The 19,437-nt window shown below is 61.6% G+C and carries 18 protein-coding genes; 17 read left to right on the top strand and 1 reads right to left on the bottom strand.

Annotation, left to right across the window (positions count from 1 at the left end; genetic code table 11):
• Positions 1-72 precede the first annotated feature (72 nt).
• Together B4I46_RS17390 and B4I46_RS17385 are read left to right on the top strand one after the other, a co-directional pair.
• The gene (locus tag B4I46_RS17390) at positions 73-1,254 is read left to right on the top strand and encodes an MFS transporter (protein ID WP_313717877.1); all 1,182 of its coding nucleotides are present in this window, start codon (positions 73-75) and stop codon (positions 1,252-1,254) included.
• Positions 1,255-1,351: 97 nt separating this feature from the next.
• Positions 1,352-4,567, top strand: a complete 3,216-nt coding sequence (locus tag B4I46_RS17385) for a hybrid sensor histidine kinase/response regulator (RefSeq protein WP_286901158.1) — start codon at positions 1,352-1,354, stop codon at positions 4,565-4,567.
• A 669-nt stretch (positions 4,568-5,236) separates the two neighbouring features.
• On the opposite strand, the gene B4I46_RS17380 is transcribed toward B4I46_RS17385, so the two are convergent.
• Positions 5,237-5,740, bottom strand: coding sequence for a MarR family winged helix-turn-helix transcriptional regulator (locus B4I46_RS17380; protein WP_286901156.1), 504 nt, complete (start codon positions 5,738-5,740; stop codon positions 5,237-5,239).
• 634 nt (positions 5,741-6,374) lie between these two features.
• On the opposite strand from B4I46_RS17380, the gene B4I46_RS17370 reads away from it, so the two are divergent.
• From B4I46_RS17370 to B4I46_RS17300, 15 genes are all read left to right on the top strand, one after another.
• Positions 6,375-7,109, top strand: a complete 735-nt coding sequence (locus B4I46_RS17370) for a hypothetical protein (RefSeq protein ID WP_286901155.1) — start codon at positions 6,375-6,377, stop codon at positions 7,107-7,109.
• Between the two features lie 113 nt (positions 7,110-7,222).
• A complete protein-coding gene (locus tag B4I46_RS17365; RefSeq protein ID WP_286901154.1) occupies positions 7,223-7,438 on the top strand; it encodes an AlpA family transcriptional regulator in 216 nt (71 codons plus the stop codon).
• A gap of 3 nt (positions 7,439-7,441) precedes the next feature.
• Positions 7,442-8,320: a ParA family protein gene (locus tag B4I46_RS17360; RefSeq protein ID WP_286901153.1), complete on the top strand. Its 879-nt coding sequence runs from the start codon at positions 7,442-7,444 to the stop codon at positions 8,318-8,320.
• Positions 8,321-8,334: 14 nt separating this feature from the next.
• A complete protein-coding gene (locus B4I46_RS17355; protein WP_286901152.1) occupies positions 8,335-9,879 on the top strand; it encodes a ParB family protein in 1,545 nt (514 codons plus the stop codon).
• Between the two features lie 11 nt (positions 9,880-9,890).
• Positions 9,891-10,442, top strand: coding sequence for a DUF2857 domain-containing protein (locus B4I46_RS17350; protein WP_286901151.1), 552 nt, complete (start codon positions 9,891-9,893; stop codon positions 10,440-10,442).
• On the top strand, positions 10,436-11,653 hold the full coding sequence (locus B4I46_RS17345) for an STY4528 family pathogenicity island replication protein (RefSeq protein ID WP_286901149.1): 1,218 nt from the start codon (positions 10,436-10,438) through the stop codon (positions 11,651-11,653). The genes B4I46_RS17350 and B4I46_RS17345 overlap by 7 nt, the downstream gene beginning before the upstream one ends.
• 151 nt (positions 11,654-11,804) lie before the next feature.
• Positions 11,805-12,560 carry a PFL_4669 family integrating conjugative element protein gene (locus B4I46_RS17340; protein ID WP_286901148.1) on the top strand — a complete coding sequence of 252 codons (756 nt, stop codon included), beginning with the start codon at positions 11,805-11,807 and terminating at the stop codon, positions 12,558-12,560.
• The gene (locus B4I46_RS17335; protein ID WP_286901147.1) at positions 12,557-13,051 is read left to right on the top strand and encodes a DUF3158 family protein; all 495 of its coding nucleotides are present in this window, start codon (positions 12,557-12,559) and stop codon (positions 13,049-13,051) included. The genes B4I46_RS17340 and B4I46_RS17335 overlap by 4 nt, the downstream gene beginning before the upstream one ends.
• A gap of 5 nt (positions 13,052-13,056) precedes the next feature.
• Complete coding sequence (locus B4I46_RS17330; RefSeq protein WP_286901146.1) at positions 13,057-13,485, top strand: single-stranded DNA-binding protein; 429 nt, start codon at positions 13,057-13,059, stop codon at positions 13,483-13,485.
• A 464-nt stretch (positions 13,486-13,949) separates the two neighbouring features.
• Positions 13,950-14,294 carry a helix-turn-helix domain-containing protein gene (locus B4I46_RS17325; RefSeq protein WP_286901144.1) on the top strand — a complete coding sequence of 115 codons (345 nt, stop codon included), beginning with the start codon at positions 13,950-13,952 and terminating at the stop codon, positions 14,292-14,294.
• 97 nt (positions 14,295-14,391) lie between these two features.
• Positions 14,392-16,359, top strand: a complete 1,968-nt coding sequence (locus B4I46_RS17320; RefSeq protein WP_286901143.1) for a DNA topoisomerase III — start codon at positions 14,392-14,394, stop codon at positions 16,357-16,359.
• 741 nt (positions 16,360-17,100) lie between these two features.
• Entirely contained in the window at positions 17,101-17,640 is a 540-nt protein-coding gene (locus B4I46_RS17315) for an STY4534 family ICE replication protein (protein ID WP_286901141.1), read from the top strand.
• Between the two features lie 67 nt (positions 17,641-17,707).
• Complete coding sequence (locus tag B4I46_RS17310; protein ID WP_286901140.1) at positions 17,708-17,965, top strand: hypothetical protein; 258 nt, start codon at positions 17,708-17,710, stop codon at positions 17,963-17,965.
• Positions 17,966-18,031: 66 nt separating this feature from the next.
• Positions 18,032-18,526: a JAB domain-containing protein gene (locus B4I46_RS17305; protein WP_286901139.1), complete on the top strand. Its 495-nt coding sequence runs from the start codon at positions 18,032-18,034 to the stop codon at positions 18,524-18,526.
• 65 nt (positions 18,527-18,591) lie between these two features.
• Positions 18,592-19,308, top strand: a complete 717-nt coding sequence (locus tag B4I46_RS17300) for a hypothetical protein (protein WP_286901138.1) — start codon at positions 18,592-18,594, stop codon at positions 19,306-19,308.
• Positions 19,309-19,437 lie beyond the last annotated feature (129 nt).

Here is a 19,437-nt window from a genome sequence, read left to right as displayed (position 1 = left end):
TGAATAATAGACCTGCGATTTTCATACTTCCAGCCTCGATTTCACCCAGGCAAGACAGAGGCTGCACGCAAGATGAAAAAAACACACATGCACAGGCAGGTCGGCATTCTGGCAAGTGCACAGGCCTTGTTCCAGACGGTTTCGGTTCTGGTGATGACCATCGGCGCACTGGCAGGCGCCCAGTTGACCCACCGCGCCGACATGGCCACATTGCCTATCGCCAGCATGTTCCTGGGCACCGCACTGGCGATGTTTCCGGCCTCGTCATTCATGGCAAACGCCGGGCGCAGGGCCGGCTTTGTACTTGGCGCGGCGCTGGGCGTGACCGGCGGCATGGTCGCTGCCGCCGGTATATGGTTCGGCTCCCTGGCCCTGCTCGCACTGGGCACCTTCCTGGTCGGCACCTATCAGGCCTTTGCCCAGTTCTACCGTTTTGCCGCAAGCGAGGTCGCGGACGAGAGCTTGCGTCCCAAGGCCATCTCGCTGGTGCTGGCAGGTGGCATTGTCGCTGCACTGCTGGGGCCGGCGTTGGCGCGGTTCGGAGGCCAGTGGATAGGCCCGCAGTACTTCGGGTCATTTGTTCTGCTGACCGTCGTCGCCGTGTTGGGGCTGGGCGTGCTGCTGTTTCTGGATATGCCTGCCACCGAACCACCGGCGGCGGGCCTGGACAAGGGCCGGCCATGGGCACGGATCGTCCTGCAGCCGACCTACCTGGTAGCCCTGTTCGGCGCGGTGACCGGCTATGGCGTGATGATACTGGCGATGACGGCGACTCCGCTGGCGATGCTCCACCATCACCATCCGCTGGCCACGGCCGCCACCGTCATCCAGTTGCACGTGATGGGCATGTTCCTGCCCTCGTTCTTCACCGGCGCCCTGATTTCCCGGCTGGGTGCGGCGTGGGTGATGCTGCTGGCCTTGCACGTTCTGACCACCTGGTCCGGCACGGGCTTCAATGCCTTTGCCAGTGCTCTGGTTCTGCTGGGTGTGGGCTGGAATTTCCTGTTCATCGGCGGCACGGCCTTGCTGACCACAACCTACAGCCCGGCGGAAAAGAGCCGGGCCCAGGCGACCAACGACATGGCGATCTTTGCGGTGGGATTGACGTGCTCGTTTGGCGCAGGCGGCCTGCTCGACGTGTTTGGCTGGCAGGTGATGAATGCGCTGCTGCTGCCTTGGCTGGGGCTTGCCGGCCTGATGATCGTATGGCGGCTCGTGGCTGAAAACCGCACCCGAACGCTACCGCAGGGCTAGGGCCGCACGGGGTGTGGCACCCGGGATGATCCGGCAAGCACTCCAGCTCTTGTATAGACTGGGTCTGGACGCGCCTCATCACTGACGGGATTGCACGATGAATCACCGCTACACCCGCCTGGACAGGCTGGCCAGCAGTTCACTGCGCCTGAACATGGGGCTCGCCGTGCTCCTGGGCCTGGCGCTGCTGTTGACTGGCTTGTGCTACTGGGGCGTGAATCGCGTGCTGCAGAAGCAGGAAGACACGGTGAAGTTTCACTTCGCCCGCCTGATGGAAAACATTCGCGAGCAGGAAGCCTTTCTCAGCGCTGTGTCGCGCAAAAGCGCCGAAGGCCAACTGCTGGGCGCCTCCAGTGTGCCGGTGGTGGTGCAACGGTCTTCGTCCGATGCCACCGGTGCGGTCTATGAAGAACTCGAATACGCCTTCTCCCTGCCGTTCAGCGTGAAGATCAACCCGGCCAGGATCGCAGCCTCGCAACACGTCAGCGTCTCTACCCTGGGGGCGAACCTGGCCAACTACTACAGTGCATTCTGGTCGGCTTCGCACTATCAATCGCCCCAGGTGCTGCTGTTCAACCTGCCGGACAACTTCGATATCAGCGTACCGGCCATGGGGCGCCTGCGCGGCACGGGTCGGCCCCGACAAGAGGACTTCGATCGTGTGGTGCGCCAGGTGGGCAAGAGCCTGCACGACCACGCGCCGCAGGACCACCAGGTGCAGTGGGTGCCCTATGACGCAGGCCCCGATGCCCCTGCCACTGTGCTGGGGTATGTCGACATCGACCTGTCGGCAACCCGGCTGCACATTTCAGGGGCCAGCCCCTCGGTGGTGGTGGCGTCCATGTTCACGCTGGATCAGGTCAACAACATCGAACGCATCATGCAGTGGTCGATCTACGATCACTTCAGCCTGATCGCCCCCACCCGCGAGGCATTGGTGGGCGAGTTCAAGCCCGATCGGGTGCTGCATGAAGGCCTGAACCTGAACGCTGACGGGCTGGTGTTCCGTGTGACAAGCCCGGGCGAGCAGCCCTGGACCGGCATCTATGTGATCGGTTTCAACAGCTTTGTGGACTATGCCTTCTGGCCGCTGCTGGGGCTGGTTGCACTGATGCTGGCCGGATTGGGCGGCGGCTGGGCGTTCAATCACTGGTATCGCAAGCATGTGGTGTTGCCTGCCCACCGTGCACTTGAAGACATCGCCGAGAGCGAGGCTTTCAGTCGAGCCGTCATCGACACGGCGCCAGCCGGTCTGTGCGTGCTGCGTTGCAGCGACTACGCGGTGCTGCTGGAAAACCAGCACGCCCAGCAGTCCCACGGCAGCGCCACGCTGATCGGCGCCCTGCGTCGACAGCACGACCTGCCCGAGCGGGGCTCAACCGATCTGCAGGTTGAAGGCCGCCATTGGCACGTGAGCCTTGTGCCTACCCGCTACCACGGCGAAAACGCCTGGCTGTGCGCCTTTCATGACGTTACCCGGCTTGTCGAAGATGCCGCCAGCCTTGAACAGGCGCGCTTGGCCGCCGATTCCGCCAATGAAGCCAAGACACGTTTCCTGGCCACCATGAGCCATGAGATCCGCACACCGCTGTACGGCGTACTGGGCACCCTGGAGCTGATGGGGCTGACCGCGCTCGACCCGCGCCAGCAGCACTACCTGCAGACCATCCAGCGATCATCGGCCACCCTGTTCCAGCTGATCAGCGACGTGCTGGATGTGTCGAAGATCGAATCCGGACAGATGACCATCGACGATCTGGACTTCTGCCCTCTGGAGATGATCGAGGCCACACTCGGCACCTACAGTGCATACGCCCAGGCCAAAGGCTTGCAACTGTATGCCTGCATCGATGCCGACCTGCCCGACCGGCTGCGCGGCGATCCGTTGCGCATTCGCCAGATCCTCAACAACCTGCTGAGCAATGCCATCAAGTTCACCGATAGCGGCCGGGTGGTGCTGCGGGCTCGGGTCGTGGAACAGGACAGCGAATACAGCCAGTTGCAGTGGCAGGTCAGCGATTCGGGACTGGGCATTTCCCAGGCCCAGCAGGTGCATCTGTTCGACCCGTTCTATCAGGTGCGCGACGCCAGCAGCGAGGCCGGCGCAGGCCTGGGCCTGTCCATCTGCCGCCGGCTCTGCGAACTGATGGACGGCCAGCTCGACGTGGTCAGTGCAATCGGGCTGGGCAGCAGTTTCACCCTGCAGCTGAAGCTGCCCCGCGCGCCCGGCGCACTCACCGACTGTCCTGAACTCGAGCCATCCACCGCCCCTGTGTACGTGCGCGCCCCCGTCCCGGAACTGGCCCGGCACCTTTGCGCCTGGCTCGTTCGGCTGGGGGTCGACGCCCGTCCGCTGGCCAGCGACATGGGTTCGGGCAACGACGCGACACTGTTGGTGGACATGCTCGCGTCCGGTCAAGCGTGGGCTGGCCCCCGGATCAACGCCGTACCGGGCGGGCCCAACCCACCCGACCACGGCGCTGATGGCTGGGAAGTCGATGCCTACGACGTTCGCGCGATCGCCAGGGCGGTGGGCCTGGCGCACGGCGGTCACGACACGCAGCACAGCGCCTGGCCAGCGGGCACCCGCCAGCCACTGGACCTGCGGATTCTGGTAGCCGAAGACAACCCCATCAATCAGGCGATCATCAAGGAGCAACTCGAAGCCCTGGGCTGCGTGGTCACGGTGGCGTTCAACGGTGAGCAGGCACTGGCACTCTGGGCGCCCGGGGCGTACGACCTGGTGCTCACCGACGTCAACATGCCGGTTATCAATGGCTATGAGCTGACCCAGGCATTGCGCCAGCAGGATGCCGACCTGCCCGTGATCGGCATCACAGCCAACGCCATGCGCGATGAAGGCGAGCGCTGCGCGGCCGTGGGCATGAACGCCTGGATGGTCAAGCCCCTGAACCTGCACACCTTGCGCACTCAGCTGTTGCAGCACTGCGAGCTGGTTCTGCCGCAGCCCTTCACCGAGGTCGACGACGCCGCCACCACACCCTTGAGCGACGTCGACACCGTCCACGTTCCGGCTGCGATGCGAAAACTGTTCATCACCTCGATGCGCGACGACCTGCGCAAGATCCACGTCGCACTGGACAACGCCGATGCCGGCGTCCTGGCGCAGGTACTGCACAGCCTGGGCGGCGCCCTGTGCTCGGTTCAGGCGTTCGCCCTGGCCACCTTGTGCGCCGAACTGGAATGCCAGCTTGCGGGGTCGCACATCACGCCGCAGCTGGCCCGGAAAGTACGCCAGGTGCAAACGCGCCTGGAGACCGTGCTGAACACACAGCAGGCCCTGGACGGTTGAAGCCGTCCTGTCTCACGTACTCGAAGAGGATTGTTGCGCAACGAAAAAAGGGCCACTTTTCAGTGGCCCTTCTTTCTGACGAATTACAGACCTTTCGATCTGTAGCTCCAAATACTGGAGCGGGAAACGAGACTCGCATCTGGTGTCCGACCCGTTGAAATCAAAGGGTTTTCAATAATTCCTGAAACAGGAATGGCCTTGATTCTGGACTCATTGTCTCGGTATCGCAAGCACAGCAGCGCAATGACGACGTTGATCCGAGGCCACTGTACGCCTGGCCCTGCCCACGAAGGTGATCGTTGAAATCAAGTCGGTGAGCACCCTGCGCTCCGCTGTGGAGAAATGCTCTGTTCCACCATCTTGCCTGTATCGGGGCACAACCAGTTGGACACAGAGAATGGCGTGCACCTGAGCCGCATAGTTAACCTGATGATCGAGGCTCCACTGACATTGTGCCTATCCGCTCACCTGCTAATGTCGGTACCGGCAGAGGCGGTGAGGTGGCGCGGATGCGCGGAACACTCTCGTCAGCAGCAAATGTACCAGCGGCGATCGCGTTTCTTTCTAGCGGCTACGACAAGGACAAAACTGCGCGCTACACCGACCTGCATATGGAGGTGTGCCTGTGGACGCCCCGTGAGGCCGCAAAAACGCAATCGTGTCTGGACGTCAAGACTGAACCGCTACCCTCTCTAAAAGACTGATCAGCTGACTGCGTTCTTCAACAGAGAGCTTTGACGAAATGGATTGCTCGAATTCCTGCACTTGCGCGTGCAGCTTCCCAAGTCTGATTTTGCCCTCATTGGTTAATGCCAGCGAGTGACTACGACGATCGCCAGGGGTGGGATGCCGTACTACGAAGCCCAGAACCTCGAGAGTGTCGACAACCTTGACGACGCTTGCACGGTTAATGCTCAGCTTTTCCCCCAGAGCCGATTGGCTGATACCTGACTCCGTACCGATCAAGGACAACGCGGTCATCTTAGCCGGCGTCAAGCCACTGGCATTGATCATCTCCCCCAGTAGCTCTACCGAGCGCATCTGCGCACGCTTGATCGCGTAACCCAGCGTCCCGTTCAACAAATCGAACTGACCCTGAGGCTCCTCGATAGCGTCGATACAATCATTTGGAGCATAAGAACGCGCTAGGTCTGGGTTGTCACGGAGGGTCATTGCGGATGTCCTGATTCATACAATCTGGGTCACGGGCGACGTTACCTTCGATGCCTCTAGTTGAGAGCCTGAGGTGAGAACGGCTGCAAGCTCGGGCAATCACTCATGAGCCATCGAGATGAACTCCATGCCCTGTATATTTCCGGGAACCCCATGGTCGGCGATTTCCAAGGAGCACTCCTCCCCCCACCGTGAGGTGGATCAAAGCATCATCGGCATTCCTGAGAGCCTCGCAGTCGGCTCCCAGCTCAACTGGGCGCCTTCGCCAGTGGGTCTGTTCCGCCTGTGGTGATTTACCTGAGTTTGGAAATGCAGCATCACGCCCGATTGATTGCGTCAGCTAAATTCGTAGCGCTTATCGCTTGAGCCGTTGCTTTGATTGTGATGCGCGATTCCAAGGAGCATCCAGAAACCAGCAATTTGTGTATGCCATACAAAATAATCCGCCCTTGCCTGTCTATGCGACAGTGCGTCGAAACTTGTCGCACTCAAATTTTTCAGAACGAACCAAATATTAAGTAAATGGTCACCACTTCGAATCCGGAAATTCGTCCGGATCAAAGCTCGCTGAACCGAGTCGATAACAGATGGGCTCGGCAGCGATTCAAGGATGAGTTAGCAGGAGGCTGCGCCCATGGTCTCGCCTAAAAGCACTTACCGCCCGATTGATGCCGCAATACTTTGGTGTGGCCTTGCCGCCCACCAGGAAGAGATTTTGCAGGTCGCCCTATCCCCGACCGTGAATCTGCTCAAGCAGTTTTCGCAGTGGCCATTTCTCAACGTCTACGTCGAGCGCATCTACGACGCGATCGCTTGCGGCGACCTACCTGCGACGTACTTGGGGCATCCTGTCACCCCCAGCGACCGGTTCGAACGAGCCCACCTCGCCATCCGCTATTGTGATCTGCGAGTCTGGATCGGGCAGTACTACCCAGATGACAAGCCCGCTTTTCTCTTTGCCAAGAATATCGATCATTGCCAATGCGTGAGCCTCGGCGCTTATCTGGCGCTGAAGGCGGATTTAGACGCAGCCGAGCGCGCGCTGGAAAAAATGCGGCAAACCTACAGGGCACTGATGCAAGAAATGACCGACCAAGCCCGCCGCCAGGAGTTAAGCGGTCAGGGTGGTGCGTTTGAAGCGCCCTCCGACGTATCCACGAGCGTTTATTTCATGATCATCGGCGCGTTGCTCGCCATCATGCTAGGGAAGTCGAAAAGCGGATTATTGCAGTCCATCTATAGAACCCAGACGGCCATTGTAGATGCTATCACGACGCAATTCCCGGGCGTTCCAGGCTTGAGTAAACGTACACTTGATCGGAAATTTGCTGAAGCTCGACGTCATTTCGCCCAGGCCGAACAGGCCTAAGGCCAAATTGCCAGGCAATGGGCGCCATTGCCTGGCAATGACTTCTCGCCTCTGCAGGCCTTCACTGACTGTCACTTCCCACTGCGCGCCACATGGCGCTAAGGAGTGACACCATGCAACCTGCCAGCCCCGCCCCAATTTCGGTCGACCGCCATATCATGCGCCGCGATGAGGTGGAACAAAAAACCGGCTTCAAGCGTTCGCATATCTACAACCTGATGAAGGCCGGACAATTCCCGCTGTGCCGACGCATTGGCACGCGTGCCGTCGGTTGGGATTCAGTGGAGATCGAGCAGTGGGTTCAGGATCGACTGTCAGTGAGGGAGTAGCCCATGAACGTCCTCTCGCTAATCTCGACCAAGGGCGGCGCGGGCAAGACCACCGTCGCCGCCAACCTGGGTGGACTGCTTGCCGACGCTGGGCTGCAGGTGTTGCTGCTCGACCTCGACAGCCAACCGACGTTGTCCAGCTACTACGCCTTGAGCACCCCGCGTGAAGTCGGTAGCTACGAACTCATCGCCCAGCGGCTCACGGCCGTTGAGCAAGTCGTCAGCACCACAGTCATCCAGCACCTCGACCTGATCGTGTCCAACGATCGCGCCGGGCACATCAGCACCCTGCTGTTACATGCCCCTGATGGCCGCCTGCGGCTACGCAATCTCCTGCCCGCCTTCCAGGATCACTACGATGTGCTCATTATCGATACCCAGGGCGCACGTAGCGTGGTGGTGGAGATGGTTATTCTCGCTTCCGATTGCGCCCTGTGCCCGGTCCCACCCGAAATGCTTGCTGCGCGCGAGCTGCGCCGTGGCACGCTGGGGCTGTTCGAGGAGTTGGAGCCGTATCGCTACCTAGGTGTCGCGTTGCCGGCGGTGAAGCTGTTGCTCAACCAGGTCAATGCCAACCGCCGCGATACCCGCTTGATAACTCAGAGCCTGAGGGCATCCTTCCAAGCGGATCCCCATGTCAGCGTCTGTAGCACGGTGATTCCCGACCGGGTGGCCTACCTCAATGCCGCTTCGATGGGGCTGCCTGCGCACCGAGTCGAGCCCATCCCACCCCCAGGCAGCCGCGGACCTTGCGCTGCGGAGGTCATGCGTGCGCTGGCGATCGAGCTGCTCCCGCAGTGGGCTGAGCGAATTGTCGCCTCGGGCGCGCACGTATCCGGCCAACCGCCTGCTGGCGGCCGTCGACTGATCCGTCGCGCCTGATCGGAGATTGTGTGATGAAGCCGCCAACTTCCGATGACATCACGCGTCAATTGCAGCAGGCGCATTTCCCAGAAAAACACGGCCGTGCCATCACGGCCGTGCCGGTCGGCGACACGCCGATGGTGGTTAGCCTTGAACAACTGCGCCCTTATGAGCTGAACCCACGCGTAATCCGTAACCCGCTGTATGACGAGCTGAAAGCCTCGATCCGCGGACGCGGCCTGGACCAGCCGCCCGCAATCACCCGGCGTCCGGACGAGCAGCACTTCATCATCCGGAACGGTGGCAACACGCGTTTGAGCATCCTCGGTGAGCTCTGGCAGGAGACCCATGAGGAGCGTTTTTTTCGCATCCATTGCCTGTTCCGTCCTTGGCAGTCCGAGTCGCATGCCTTGCTCGGACACCTGGCCGAGAGTGATTTGCACGGCCAGCTCACCTTTATCGAACGGGCGCTCGCCGTCGCAAGACTCAAGGACATGCTTCAGGAGCCGGACAAATCCCTCAGTCAGCGCGAGCTCTCCGCGCGCTTGAGCCAGGATGGCTACCCGATCTCACAGTCCCATATCAGTCGGATGTTCGATGCGCTCGAGTACTTGCTGCCGGCCATTCCACAGGTGCTGTACGCAGGTCTGGGCAAACCCGCCATCGAACGGCTCATCAGCTTGCGGCGCCGGGCGGAATCGGTCTGGAACCAGTATTTCGGTGATGCTCATGAGTTCGCATTGTTATGGTTTGCAGTGCTGTCGGCGTTCGACGGTGAAAAACCCGAGTTGGATTCGAGCGAGCTGCAGGACGAACTGATTGCGAAAATGGCGGTAATCTTGAAGCAAACACCGCGCCTGCTGGCCTTGGACATGCACCAGGAGCCGCGTCTCTCGCCTCCCCGCTTGAACACTGTTCAAGCTCGGTCGCAGGAACCACCAGGCGAGGCCTCACGACTGCCATTTGGCTACGGAGACGGATCTGAAACAGCGAATGAGTTGCCCAGCCCAGCTCACACGGAAGGCACCGGCGAGACCACGGCGGCGCAAGAACTACGCCTCCCCCGCATACGCCAGGCGCTGAGCGACGACCCTCTTTCAGCGATGCCGCCAGACGACATGGAAAGCGCTCAAGCATCAGTCTGTTCCTCTTTGTCACATCCGCCTTCGCAGGATGAGATCAGCACCCTGCGGGACAAATGCGCCGCACTGGCGGCCGAGCTCGCCGCGTATGCCGACGCCAGTGCCATGGTCGGTCCCTGTGCGGACGGCCTCGGGTTCACCCTGTCACCGGATCACATCGAGTTGCTCAGCCCGCGACACACCGGCATTCAGCTGCTGCTCTCCGCCTTGCTGCGCCTGCAGGATGAGGTGACGTGGCACCAACGTCAGCAAATACCGGCCGCGCTGTTCGGCCAGTTACTAATCGGCGCCTATGAAATGCCGTTCGCCGAGCGCCCTGCCCTGACGATCGGCCTTGAGCGACTACCCGACGCCCAATTGGAGCAGCTCTTCACGCTGATCCGTCACGCCCGACGGTTGATCGAGCTGACGCTGTCGTCCCACTCGCTAACGTGAGGAGCAACCTCATGAGCACGACCTTCAATTTGTTGAACCACGCCATGTTGAACCAGGTTTTACATGAGCTGCGCCATGGCCGTCTGCAGCGCTGCAAGGCCCTGGGCCTGACCGACGAAGACATTGAGGTGCTTCAGTCTTTGCCGCCCACCACCCTCTCCCACTTGGCGCACTCGTCAATTGCCTGGGTCGAGGTGAAAGTCGACACGACCGTGCTGCGAAGGCTCATCGCCCAGGCCGATCGTGACGAACAGAACGAGAGACTGATCAACCGGGCACTCAAATTGGGTGCGAGCTCCAACATCATGTACCGCTGCTTCGGCCTGGACCATTCGGAAACCGCACTGCGGCGCCGCGTGCTTAAGATCGAGACCCACCGCGGCCGACCGGTTCAGCTCAGCGAAGACCAGGAGCACGCCGTATGGAACCGCTGGAGCCAGCTGCGTGCGGAAGATCCGGAAAACGATCCGCTGGACACGATGATGATGCTGGCGGAGGAACAACTTATCAGCCTGACCCTGGTCTGGCAGCAGGTCGAATTGTACGGAGGTACGCCATGCTGAGCTTCTACGAGGTCGACTGGCAGGATGTTGTGCGCCAGTGCTACGACGCGCTTCGGCGCCGTCTCGAGTGGCAGGCGACGCAGGCCCAGCTGCAGGCCGCCACGGAGGAGCCCGCGCTACGCACGATCTACTACGGCGACAACAATCCTTTACCCCAGGCATTGCTGCTCGATCGCCGCCTGACACCGCTGGAGCGCAATACCTGGCAGGTGCTGCGCTGGCTGATCACCGAGCGCCAGGTAAAAACGCCGCGTTATCAGGATCTGCAGCCCTACCTGGCAACGAGTCCTTGTGGCACCCAGGCGTCGCGTGAAACAATCGCCCGCGCCCTCAACGTCCTCCGGACGACCCGCTGGCTCAGCCTGGTCGAGCGTACGCGCGATGCGCAAGGCTGCCTGCGTGGCTGCGTCTACGTGCTGCATGGCGATCCGTTGACCCCGGCGGAACAGCTAGAATTGGACGCCGGCTATGCGGCGCTGCTACAGCAAAACCTCACCCATGCGACCAAAGGCGTACGTGAGGTGACGCAGCATGTGTTTGCGGAAATCCAGGCCGACCAGCAGGTCGCACAGGTCGACAAGGAGAAACTCGTCTCACCTAGGCCGTCAGCGCAACAACAGGTGCTGCAGCTTTCGAGCGATGCTGCAAACAATTCCGAACCAAGCGAACACCACACCGTTCGGAGTTCTGAACCCTCGCCAACCGATTCCAAACTCTGCGGCAAGTCGCCGGATTCGGCTGTGATTCGGAATGCCGACGCCGGCTGTACAGTACAGAAAGTCAAAAGCAAAAAAGATACGGTACTGGCGCAGGTGGAGTTTGGACGAGCGCGATGGCCTGAGGATCTACCCCTCAGCCCGACCGAGCGACGCATGGCCTCCCAGGCGATGCGTCAGCTCGAACCCGAACAGCAACAAGCGGTCATCAACGAAGCAGCGGTGCGCTGCGCCCGCGGTGAGATCCGAAAACCGATCGCCTACCTGATGGGCTTGATCAAGCGCGCCTGCCAAGGGGAGTTCACCCTGTGGGCCGCTCGCGCCGAGACGGCACCCGCAGCGTCCGTACCTTCGCCGGCGTTGAACTCGAAAACCGTGTCAGAGCCGCTCAGCGAACGGCCACGCCGCAACGGTCAGCGCACCGCCTCACCCCTCGCGCTTTCCTGTCTGCAAGAACTGAAGCAACGCTGTCGCGGCGCCAGTGTGGCTAGTTAGGGCTGGAAGTCGGTGGAATCAATGCCGATGCGATCATTTCCAAGGAAGTCCATTACCTGAAAAATACGGGCAAAGCAGCTTCGCGTTGATCCGCGCGGAGCATCGCGGATACGCCCATCGTCGGCCTCATTCCGACGACGAGGTACTGGCGATGGTCGATCACTATCAGCTCAATCTAGGTTCTCTGCGCAGCAGCATCACCCTCACCCTGCACACCCATCACGCGGCGCGGCTGTGGCAGGGTCGCAGTGGCCGTGAAGGGGTGCATCCGATTCTGGGCATGCCCGGCTACATCAGCGTTACCAACCTGCTCAAGCATGCCAGCAGTCAGGGCGATCCGTATGCCGACTGGTTCATGCTGCAGCTGGAGGAGAAGCTGTTGCAGGCCAGGGGTGAAATGGGGGGCCTGACTCAGCAGGTCAGCCAGGTCGAACGCGCCATGCCCACTCAGGTCGATGTCGGCGACAACCTCAACATCCATCCGGTGACCCTTCCGCTGTTCATCGGTAGCCAGCTGGGCTTTCTCGCGATCTACCTGCTAACCGACTACGACTCGTTTGTCCGCAGGGTGCTGCTCGCCCACCATACCGCGCTGATTGGCCGGGTTGACATGGAGACCTGGATCGATTGCGGTGCGCATCTGCTGCGTAGCCTGTTCGGCCTCGCGCAGCGTTACCGCGTGGCCGGCGTCAGCCGGGATGACATGGCCGCCAATAACGCCCGCGCCCGCGAAGCCATCGATAAATTTGGCGTCCTACCACAAGACATTCTCGAAGGGACGCGCCGCTCCCAGTTCGCACCGCCGATCGCCCGAAGCAACCCTACGCCGAAGCTCGAAAGCGCCAGTCCGCCAGTGGTCGATGAACAACTCACTCCGGATGCCGCCATTGAAGGAGGTGACACATGACCCTGGCCGAAGCCATCGCGCGGCGTTTGTCAGCGGATGCCTATCGCGCGCTCGCACAAGGTGCCTCCCTAAAAGGCCTTTTAAAGCCTTTTAAGGGTAAGGGGGAGCTGCAGCAGTTCGCCGAGACGATCCTGCGCCTTCGCGCCCAGGTCGCCGAGTTGATGGCGGTGATGCTGGCGATCATGGCCCAGCCGCCCTTCTCGCTGCTGGACCTGCGCCTGGTCGTCCAGCACAGCGCGACGGGCACCGATTTCCTGCGCTGGCGCAGCCCGGACTTTCAGCGCATGGGCGTGCAGGTGTGGCAGGAGACGGTGGTACAGCCGCGTCTGCACCCGGAACTGCGGCAGGCGTTGTATCAGCTGGAGACCAACCGTGTGGTGCTGAACCTGCAGATGAGCAGCCTGCAGTCGCTGTATCGCCAGGCCATCACTGGAGTTAGCAAACTCGAGGCCGCCGAGCTCGCACTAACCCGTACCCCCACCGAGGAGTAACCCGTATGAGTACTTTGTTTGTTGGTGAAGGCAACATCGGTAGCGTTCCGGAATTCCAGGAGTTCAACACCAACCCGGATGAGCCGCGGCGCCTGCTGCGGCTGAATGTTTATTTCGACAACCCGGTACCGCGAGAAGGCGGCTACGAGGATCGCGGCGGTTACTGGGCACCCGTGGAACTCTGGAACCGCGACGCCGAACACTGGAGCACGCTGTACCAGAAGGGCATGCGCGTCCTGGTCGAAGGGCGCATGGTCAAGGAGGAATGGGAGGACAGCGAAGACAACGCTCGGGTGACGTTCAAGGTAGAGGCGCGGCGCATTGGTATCCTGCCGCACCGCCTGGCCTCGGTGACCATGCGCGAGAAAGCCAACGACAACGCCAGTTCTTCGCGCAAGGGAGGTGGCAAGACAGCGCCACGCAAGTCCGGATAAAATGCGTGGTACTCCGTGGAATTGCCGCCCGCAGCGCAATATCACTGGCACGATGCAGACAGCTCAGCGGGCAACATCGGCTGCTGCTGTTATTTCATTCTTGCCCGGCGCTCCTGCTCCGCTCACTTTCTAGCATTTGCTTCACTTCCTCCAAGTACTGGTCCAGGGCAAGGAACGCCCGCCAGTGCGCCGGACTCTCCTGAACCCAGGCAATCAACCGAGCGCGTGCGCCCCCATTGTCCGGTTCCAGATGGCTGGCCATGAACAGCTCATAGGCCTTGATCGCTAACGCATCCGCCTCACTCTGGTGTGATCCGTGCAATTCGTTGCCTCCGTGGTGACGGTCGAGTCATCCAACATATTTTCAGTGATACGCCTCGTAGAGTTGTGAGTCAACCTTCTGAGTCGCTCATATCTTTGGGTTGCTGTTCGACCATATAGGTCGAATTAAAGAGCGCCTCCCGTTGCCAGTCAAAGAGCCTAGCCCACATCAAATCGGTCGCCAGCTGGCGAAGTATCGCCGTGCCCGAGGCTTGACCCAGGCGCAGGTGGGCGAGCATCTGCGGATTTCCGGCGAAGCTGTATCGCGCCTGGAGCGAGGCTTCGTTGAGCTCTCGGTGTCCAAGCTGCTGCAATTGGCCGACTTGTACGGCTGTCCCGTCGATGAGCTACTCCTGGCAATCAGCCCTCGGCCACAGGACCTGGGGGTGCAGATAAACGCAATCATCAAGGAGCTCAATGAGGCGGATAAGCAGTTCGCCTTGGAGTCTCTGAAAGCGCTGGCCAGTCACCTCGCGCAACGCAAGTAGCGCTCGCCCGCCGATATGAAGTCGCCACCTTCGGATTTACCCTGACGTTTCGTGATTACACCCCCACCCTGTCGGTACCCACCGAGAGGGACCGTGTATGCGCCTGTTCATCTGCGAGAAACCTTCCCAAGCCCGCGACATTGCCCGTGTGCTGCAGGCCAGCCGCCGCGGCGATGGCTGTCTGGTGGGCCAGAACATCACCGTCACCTGGTGCGTCGGCCATCTGCTGGAAACCGCGCCGCCTGAAGCCTATGGCGATTACAAACGCTGGTCGTTGGACGATCTGCCGATCATTCCCAGCCGCTGGCAACTGGTGGCCAAGCCCAAGGTCGCAGGCCAGCTCAAGGTGATCAGCCAACTTCTAGGCACCTGCAGCGAAGTGGTCATCGCCACCGACGCCGACCGCGAAGGCGAGATGATCGCCCGGGAGATTCTCGAGCGCTGCCAGTACCAGGGACCGATTTTGCGCCTGTGGCTCTCCGCGCTGGACGAGGCGTCAATCCGCCGTGCCTTGGGCGCCTTGCGTCCAGGGGAACAGACCTTGCCGCTGTACCATTGTGCCCTCGCCCGCTCCCGAGCCGACTGGCTGGTCGGCATCAACCTGAGCCGGCTGTTCACGTTGCTCGGCCGCCGGGCCGGGTTCGATGGCCTGCTACCGGTGGGACGCGTACAGACACCCACCCTGCGCCTGGTGGTCGAGCGCGACCGGGCGATCGCGAGCTTTGTGCCGCAACCGTTCTGGAATGTCGATGCGCACCTGGAGCAGGACGGGATCCGCTTTCACGCGCGCTGGCAACCCACAGCCGTGGCCAGCGATGCGGTTGGACGCTGTATCGACGAAACCGCCGCGCAGCAGGCGCTCAGGCGCCTCACCCAAGCCGGCAGCGCGCAGATCTACAGTGTCGAAGTCGAACGCGTGCGTGAAGGCCCGCCGCTGCCGTTCGACCTGGGCACGCTGCAGGAGATCTGCTCGGCCAAGCTCGGACTGGGTGCACAGGAAACCCTGGCCACCGCCCAGGCCCTGTATGAAACCCACAAGGCAACGACCTACCCGCGGACCGACTGCGGCTACTTGCCGGAGAGCATGCTCGATGAGGCGCCGCGCGTCCTCCACGCCCTGGCCGCCGCCGCGCTACCGCTGGGGGCAATTCTCAAGGAAGTCGACCCCAGCCGCCGCTCACGCGCCTGGAACAGCAGCAAGATCACCGCGCACCACGGCATCATTCCCACCGCCGTCGCGCTGGATTTGGCGCAGCTCTCCGAGCGCGAGCGGGCGGTTTACACGCTGATTCGCGGCCGATACCTCGCACAATTCATGCCCGAGCACGAGTACCTGAAAACCCAAGCGCAGTTGCACAGCCACACAGACCAACTGGTGGCGCGCGGCAAACAGATTCTCGTTCGAGGGTGGAAGGCGGTGATCAACGAGGCCGATGGTAGCGAGCAGGTCGAACAGGCGCAGCAACTGCCGACGTTGCGTGAATCCGCGACGGTGGCGCTGATCGACGCCACGCTCAACGCACAGCGCACGCAGCCGCCTAAGGCCTACACCGAAGGCACCCTGGTCAAAGCGATGAAAACCATCGCCAACCAGGTGGCCGATCCGTGGCTCAAGCAGAAGCTCAAGGACAGCTGCGGCCTTGGTACTGAAGCTACTCGCGCGGCCATCATCCAGGGCCTGATCGACCACGGTTACCTGACCAAGAAGAAACGTAGTCTGACCGCCTCAGCCGCAGCGCATACCTTGATCGAAGCGGTGCCACCAAAGGTGGCCGACCCCGTCATGACCGCGCTGTGGGAGCAGGCGCTGGACCGCATCGAATCGGGCCAGCTGAGCGTCGAGACCTTTCTCGCCAAGCAGGCAGAGTGGTTAACTCGCCTGGTCCGCAGTAACGCCACGCTTACCCTCAGCCCGCCCCCCAGCAAGGGGCCTTACTGCCCGGTGTGCCGCTGCGCCATGCGCCAGCGCAACGGTCGAACCGGCAATTTCTGGTCCTGCACCCGCTACCCAAAATGCAAGGGCACCAAGCCAGTGGCGAAATCCAAGCGGGCGAAAAGCGCATGACTTGACGGCGCACTACAGCGCTGGTGTAGTGATCTGGCCCCTCGCCGCTTGGCGACCGAGACCGATTCGCTCCGGGCAGCTCGGTCAGACTCCTAGAGTTCGGAGCCACACTTCAGCGCATCTGCGGATGACTTCTCAGCGTTCCAAGTCCCCCAGGTGGATGACCCGTGCGGCTTGTGCCAGGCCGCAGGGGTCATCCGCTTCGGCGACGATGCTCAGCTCCGGTGCCCGCCGGCGAAACACTGGGCACCTTTTGTGCGCGGATGCGTGCCAGTTGATTCCGACCCAGGCCACGACAAGGGTCGGTTGATCCAGGTGGATCGGCAGTGGAGCTCTGCGACGGACTCCGGTGCCACATCACCGGGTCAAGGGTGGTCCAACTCCTCCTAGCCTGATGACCGTCGGGCTATTTTTTCGCCGCCGACAATCCACCGAAAGCCACCCGATTCCGCCCACTCAGGGCGCCTGAAGACCATGGTTGACGGGCCTTTCGCGGCGTTTTATAGAGGAGCTGCACACCGCTGTCGATGACAGCACCCAGGTAGCCAGGACCTTCAAGGCTACGCCCGTTTCGGGTGGTTCTCCCCCAAAGTGCGACCCGCGCTCGGCAGCTTGCACGGTCACCGCTTCATCGGTGATGAGCGCCTTCTCTACCGATCACGCTTTTGCAACTCCCCTTGCGGAACTCACCAGCCGCCAGGGCCGGTGGATGTCCGCGCTCTGCTGAACAGGAGCTCCATCATGACTACTGCAAGCAATAACGCCCCCACCACCTACTTCAACCTGCACACCCAAGGCATCGGTTACCTGAACCGTGTTCGCGAAGTCCCGGTTCGCCGGGGCCAAGCGTTCATGGCCTGTGACATCGCTGCCCTGCACGGTGCCTCGGACGACGTCGAGTACACCCGCTTCGACTGCAAGGTCGCCAGCGGTGAGGCAGACCGGCTGATCCGTGAACACCTGGAAGACGTCCGCGCTGAACGCAAGGTCCTCATCGCGTTTCGCATCGGCGACCTCTGGGTCGATCCGTTCTTGTACGAGAAAGGCGAGCGCAAGGGGCAACCCGGCGCCAGCCTCAAAGGCCGACTGATCTTCATCGAGTGGATAAAGGTCGATGGCCAGTTCAGCTACCGTTCGCCGGCGCGCACCGACGCTGCCCCCGCCCCTGAGGCTACTGAATCAGCAGAGTCGGAACAGGCGGACAGCGACAGTGAGACCACTCAAGACCGGCCAACACCGCCCCCCGCACGTAAATCCACCACCGCACGCCAGTCTGCCTAAGGCAGGTTGGCCGCCCGCAGCAGGCGCTCTTATGAGCGCCTGTTGTTCATTCACGTCGGAGGTCGTCATGGAAAGCTTCTGGCTCTGTGAGGACTGCCTGCAGGCGGTCGCCTACGACGACTACAGCGCGCTGTCGTTGTACTACAGCGAGGCTGAAGTCGAGCAACGCATCAGCCACATGCACGCCCAACTGCAGGCCCTACTACCCCTTAGCGCCGATTTCGACCCGCATACCGGCATCGGAATCGAGGCCTTTTCCACGCAACCGTGCGAGGGCTGCCAAAGCCCACTACCCGGTACTCGACATCGCTTCACGCGCCTTTGATCACCCACCTAAACCAGCCTGGGGCACGCACTCAGGGGGCGCTCCATCTCTCACGAGGAATTGGCCATGAACACCGCCTTAAATTTAGTCGAGCCACTCGAAGCCGTACTGGCCCAACGTGTCCGTGAGGATGCGCTGATCACCGAAGCCCTGCAGCTGCTGGACCAGCGTCACTTCCAGCGCGGCGAGGTGCTGATAACCCCCGCCGATGCCGCAGCCTACTTGAAACTGCAGCTCGCCCCCTACCACCACGAGGTGTTTGCCCTGCTTTGCCTCGACTCGCGTCACCGTGTGCTGAGCTTCGACATCCTCTTCACCGGCAGCATTGATGGTGCCTCCGTGTATCCACGCCAAGTGGTGATCAAGGCGCTCGAACACAATGCCGCCGCCGTGATCTTCAGCCACAACCACCCCTCCGGCTGCTCGGAACCGAGCGGCGCCGATCGGGTGCTCACCGCCCGCCTGACCGAGGCCTTGGCCCTGGTCGAGGTACGCGTCCTGGACCACATCATCGTCGGCGAAGGCATCCCGCTTTCGTTGGCCGAATACGGCTGGATCTGACAGCCCACCTTGTCCTAGAGGTCACCGCCCGGTCGGGGTGGCCTCGGCGCTTTCGGAGAACCACCATGTCCCCTTCCCTACCCAATCCGTTTCTTCGCGGTTTCCAAGACTTGCGCTACGAGCGTGTCCTGCAGATCAGCTATGCCGACGATTGCCCGCCGTGCTACCGCACCTTGCACCCGGCTCAGAACGAGCTACCCAACGAAGCCATCAACCTGCAGCCGTGCCTGTTCGATGACGACGTCGCGGTGATCACCGACGGTGTGTGCGTGCCCGAGTTTGTGCGCATGCGCTGCCCGGCCGACGGTCTGGTGAACACAGTGCTCTACCAGATCATCGGCAATCAGCTCGGACGCCCGATGCATATCGGCGACCTGGGCAACGTCGAGGCTGCGCGTAACCTGATCGAGCAACTGTCCTTTGCCACCGGACATTACAGCCGCAGTTGGGAGATCAGCAGCGCGCACCTGCCCGCAGACGAGTTTGAGTTCCTGCAGGTGTGCACCTGGTGCAATTCGCCAGCGGGCTTCTTCGAATGCTTCAAACTCAACGCCAGCCATGCCGTCGGCTGCAAACTCTATTCGACGCCTTGGGCAACAGAAGCTGAAGCCCGGGACAGCACCTGCAGCGCCGACGAGGTCAGTGCGCGGATGCTCGCTGACCGTGTCCCCCCAGTGTTACTCAAGCTGCTCCTATTGGCAGGCCAGGCAGACACCCGCCTGCTGATCTTTGACCCTGACGCCGCACCACTCTCGCAGCTACCGCTATTCACCGAAGACTGACCAAGGCGCCCTCCCGGGCGCCTTTTTTGTGGTAGCCGACTGAAAAGCTGGCTGGCCAGATTCGGTTTTCCAGTGGGGACTCGACTCACGCCTTCGCCATCGTATCGGCAACATTTGTCGAGACACGGT

It is taken from the genome of Pseudomonas sp. UBA7500, from assembly GCF_002478435.1.
GTDB lineage: Bacteria > Pseudomonadota > Gammaproteobacteria > Pseudomonadales > Pseudomonadaceae > Aquipseudomonas > Aquipseudomonas palmensis.
Note: the sequence above shows the minus strand (reverse complement) of the source record. Positions and strands in the feature narration are given on the sequence as shown.

What these genes read in the sequence shown, in the direction of transcription:
- B4I46_RS17390 (WP_313717877.1), top strand. Translation starts at nt 73, where the DNA reads ATGAAAAAAACACACATGCACAGGCAGGTCGGCATTCTGGCAAGTGCA.
- B4I46_RS17385 (WP_286901158.1), top strand. Translation starts at nt 1,352, where the DNA reads ATGAATCACCGCTACACCCGCCTGGACAGGCTGGCCAGCAGTTCACTG.
- B4I46_RS17380 (WP_286901156.1), bottom strand. Translation starts at nt 5,740, where the DNA reads ATGACCCTCCGTGACAACCCAGACCTAGCGCGTTCTTATGCTCCAAAT.
- B4I46_RS17370 (WP_286901155.1), top strand. Translation starts at nt 6,375, where the DNA reads ATGGTCTCGCCTAAAAGCACTTACCGCCCGATTGATGCCGCAATACTT.
- B4I46_RS17365 (WP_286901154.1), top strand. Translation starts at nt 7,223, where the DNA reads ATGCAACCTGCCAGCCCCGCCCCAATTTCGGTCGACCGCCATATCATG.
- B4I46_RS17360 (WP_286901153.1), top strand. Translation starts at nt 7,442, where the DNA reads ATGAACGTCCTCTCGCTAATCTCGACCAAGGGCGGCGCGGGCAAGACC.
- B4I46_RS17355 (WP_286901152.1), top strand. Translation starts at nt 8,335, where the DNA reads ATGAAGCCGCCAACTTCCGATGACATCACGCGTCAATTGCAGCAGGCG.
- B4I46_RS17350 (WP_286901151.1), top strand. Translation starts at nt 9,891, where the DNA reads ATGAGCACGACCTTCAATTTGTTGAACCACGCCATGTTGAACCAGGTT.
- B4I46_RS17345 (WP_286901149.1), top strand. Translation starts at nt 10,436, where the DNA reads ATGCTGAGCTTCTACGAGGTCGACTGGCAGGATGTTGTGCGCCAGTGC.
- B4I46_RS17340 (WP_286901148.1), top strand. Translation starts at nt 11,805, where the DNA reads ATGGTCGATCACTATCAGCTCAATCTAGGTTCTCTGCGCAGCAGCATC.
- B4I46_RS17335 (WP_286901147.1), top strand. Translation starts at nt 12,557, where the DNA reads ATGACCCTGGCCGAAGCCATCGCGCGGCGTTTGTCAGCGGATGCCTAT.
- B4I46_RS17330 (WP_286901146.1), top strand. Translation starts at nt 13,057, where the DNA reads ATGAGTACTTTGTTTGTTGGTGAAGGCAACATCGGTAGCGTTCCGGAA.
- B4I46_RS17320 (WP_286901143.1), top strand. Translation starts at nt 14,392, where the DNA reads ATGCGCCTGTTCATCTGCGAGAAACCTTCCCAAGCCCGCGACATTGCC.
- B4I46_RS17315 (WP_286901141.1), top strand. Translation starts at nt 17,101, where the DNA reads ATGACTACTGCAAGCAATAACGCCCCCACCACCTACTTCAACCTGCAC.
- B4I46_RS17310 (WP_286901140.1), top strand. Translation starts at nt 17,708, where the DNA reads ATGGAAAGCTTCTGGCTCTGTGAGGACTGCCTGCAGGCGGTCGCCTAC.
- B4I46_RS17305 (WP_286901139.1), top strand. Translation starts at nt 18,032, where the DNA reads ATGAACACCGCCTTAAATTTAGTCGAGCCACTCGAAGCCGTACTGGCC.
- B4I46_RS17300 (WP_286901138.1), top strand. Translation starts at nt 18,592, where the DNA reads ATGTCCCCTTCCCTACCCAATCCGTTTCTTCGCGGTTTCCAAGACTTG.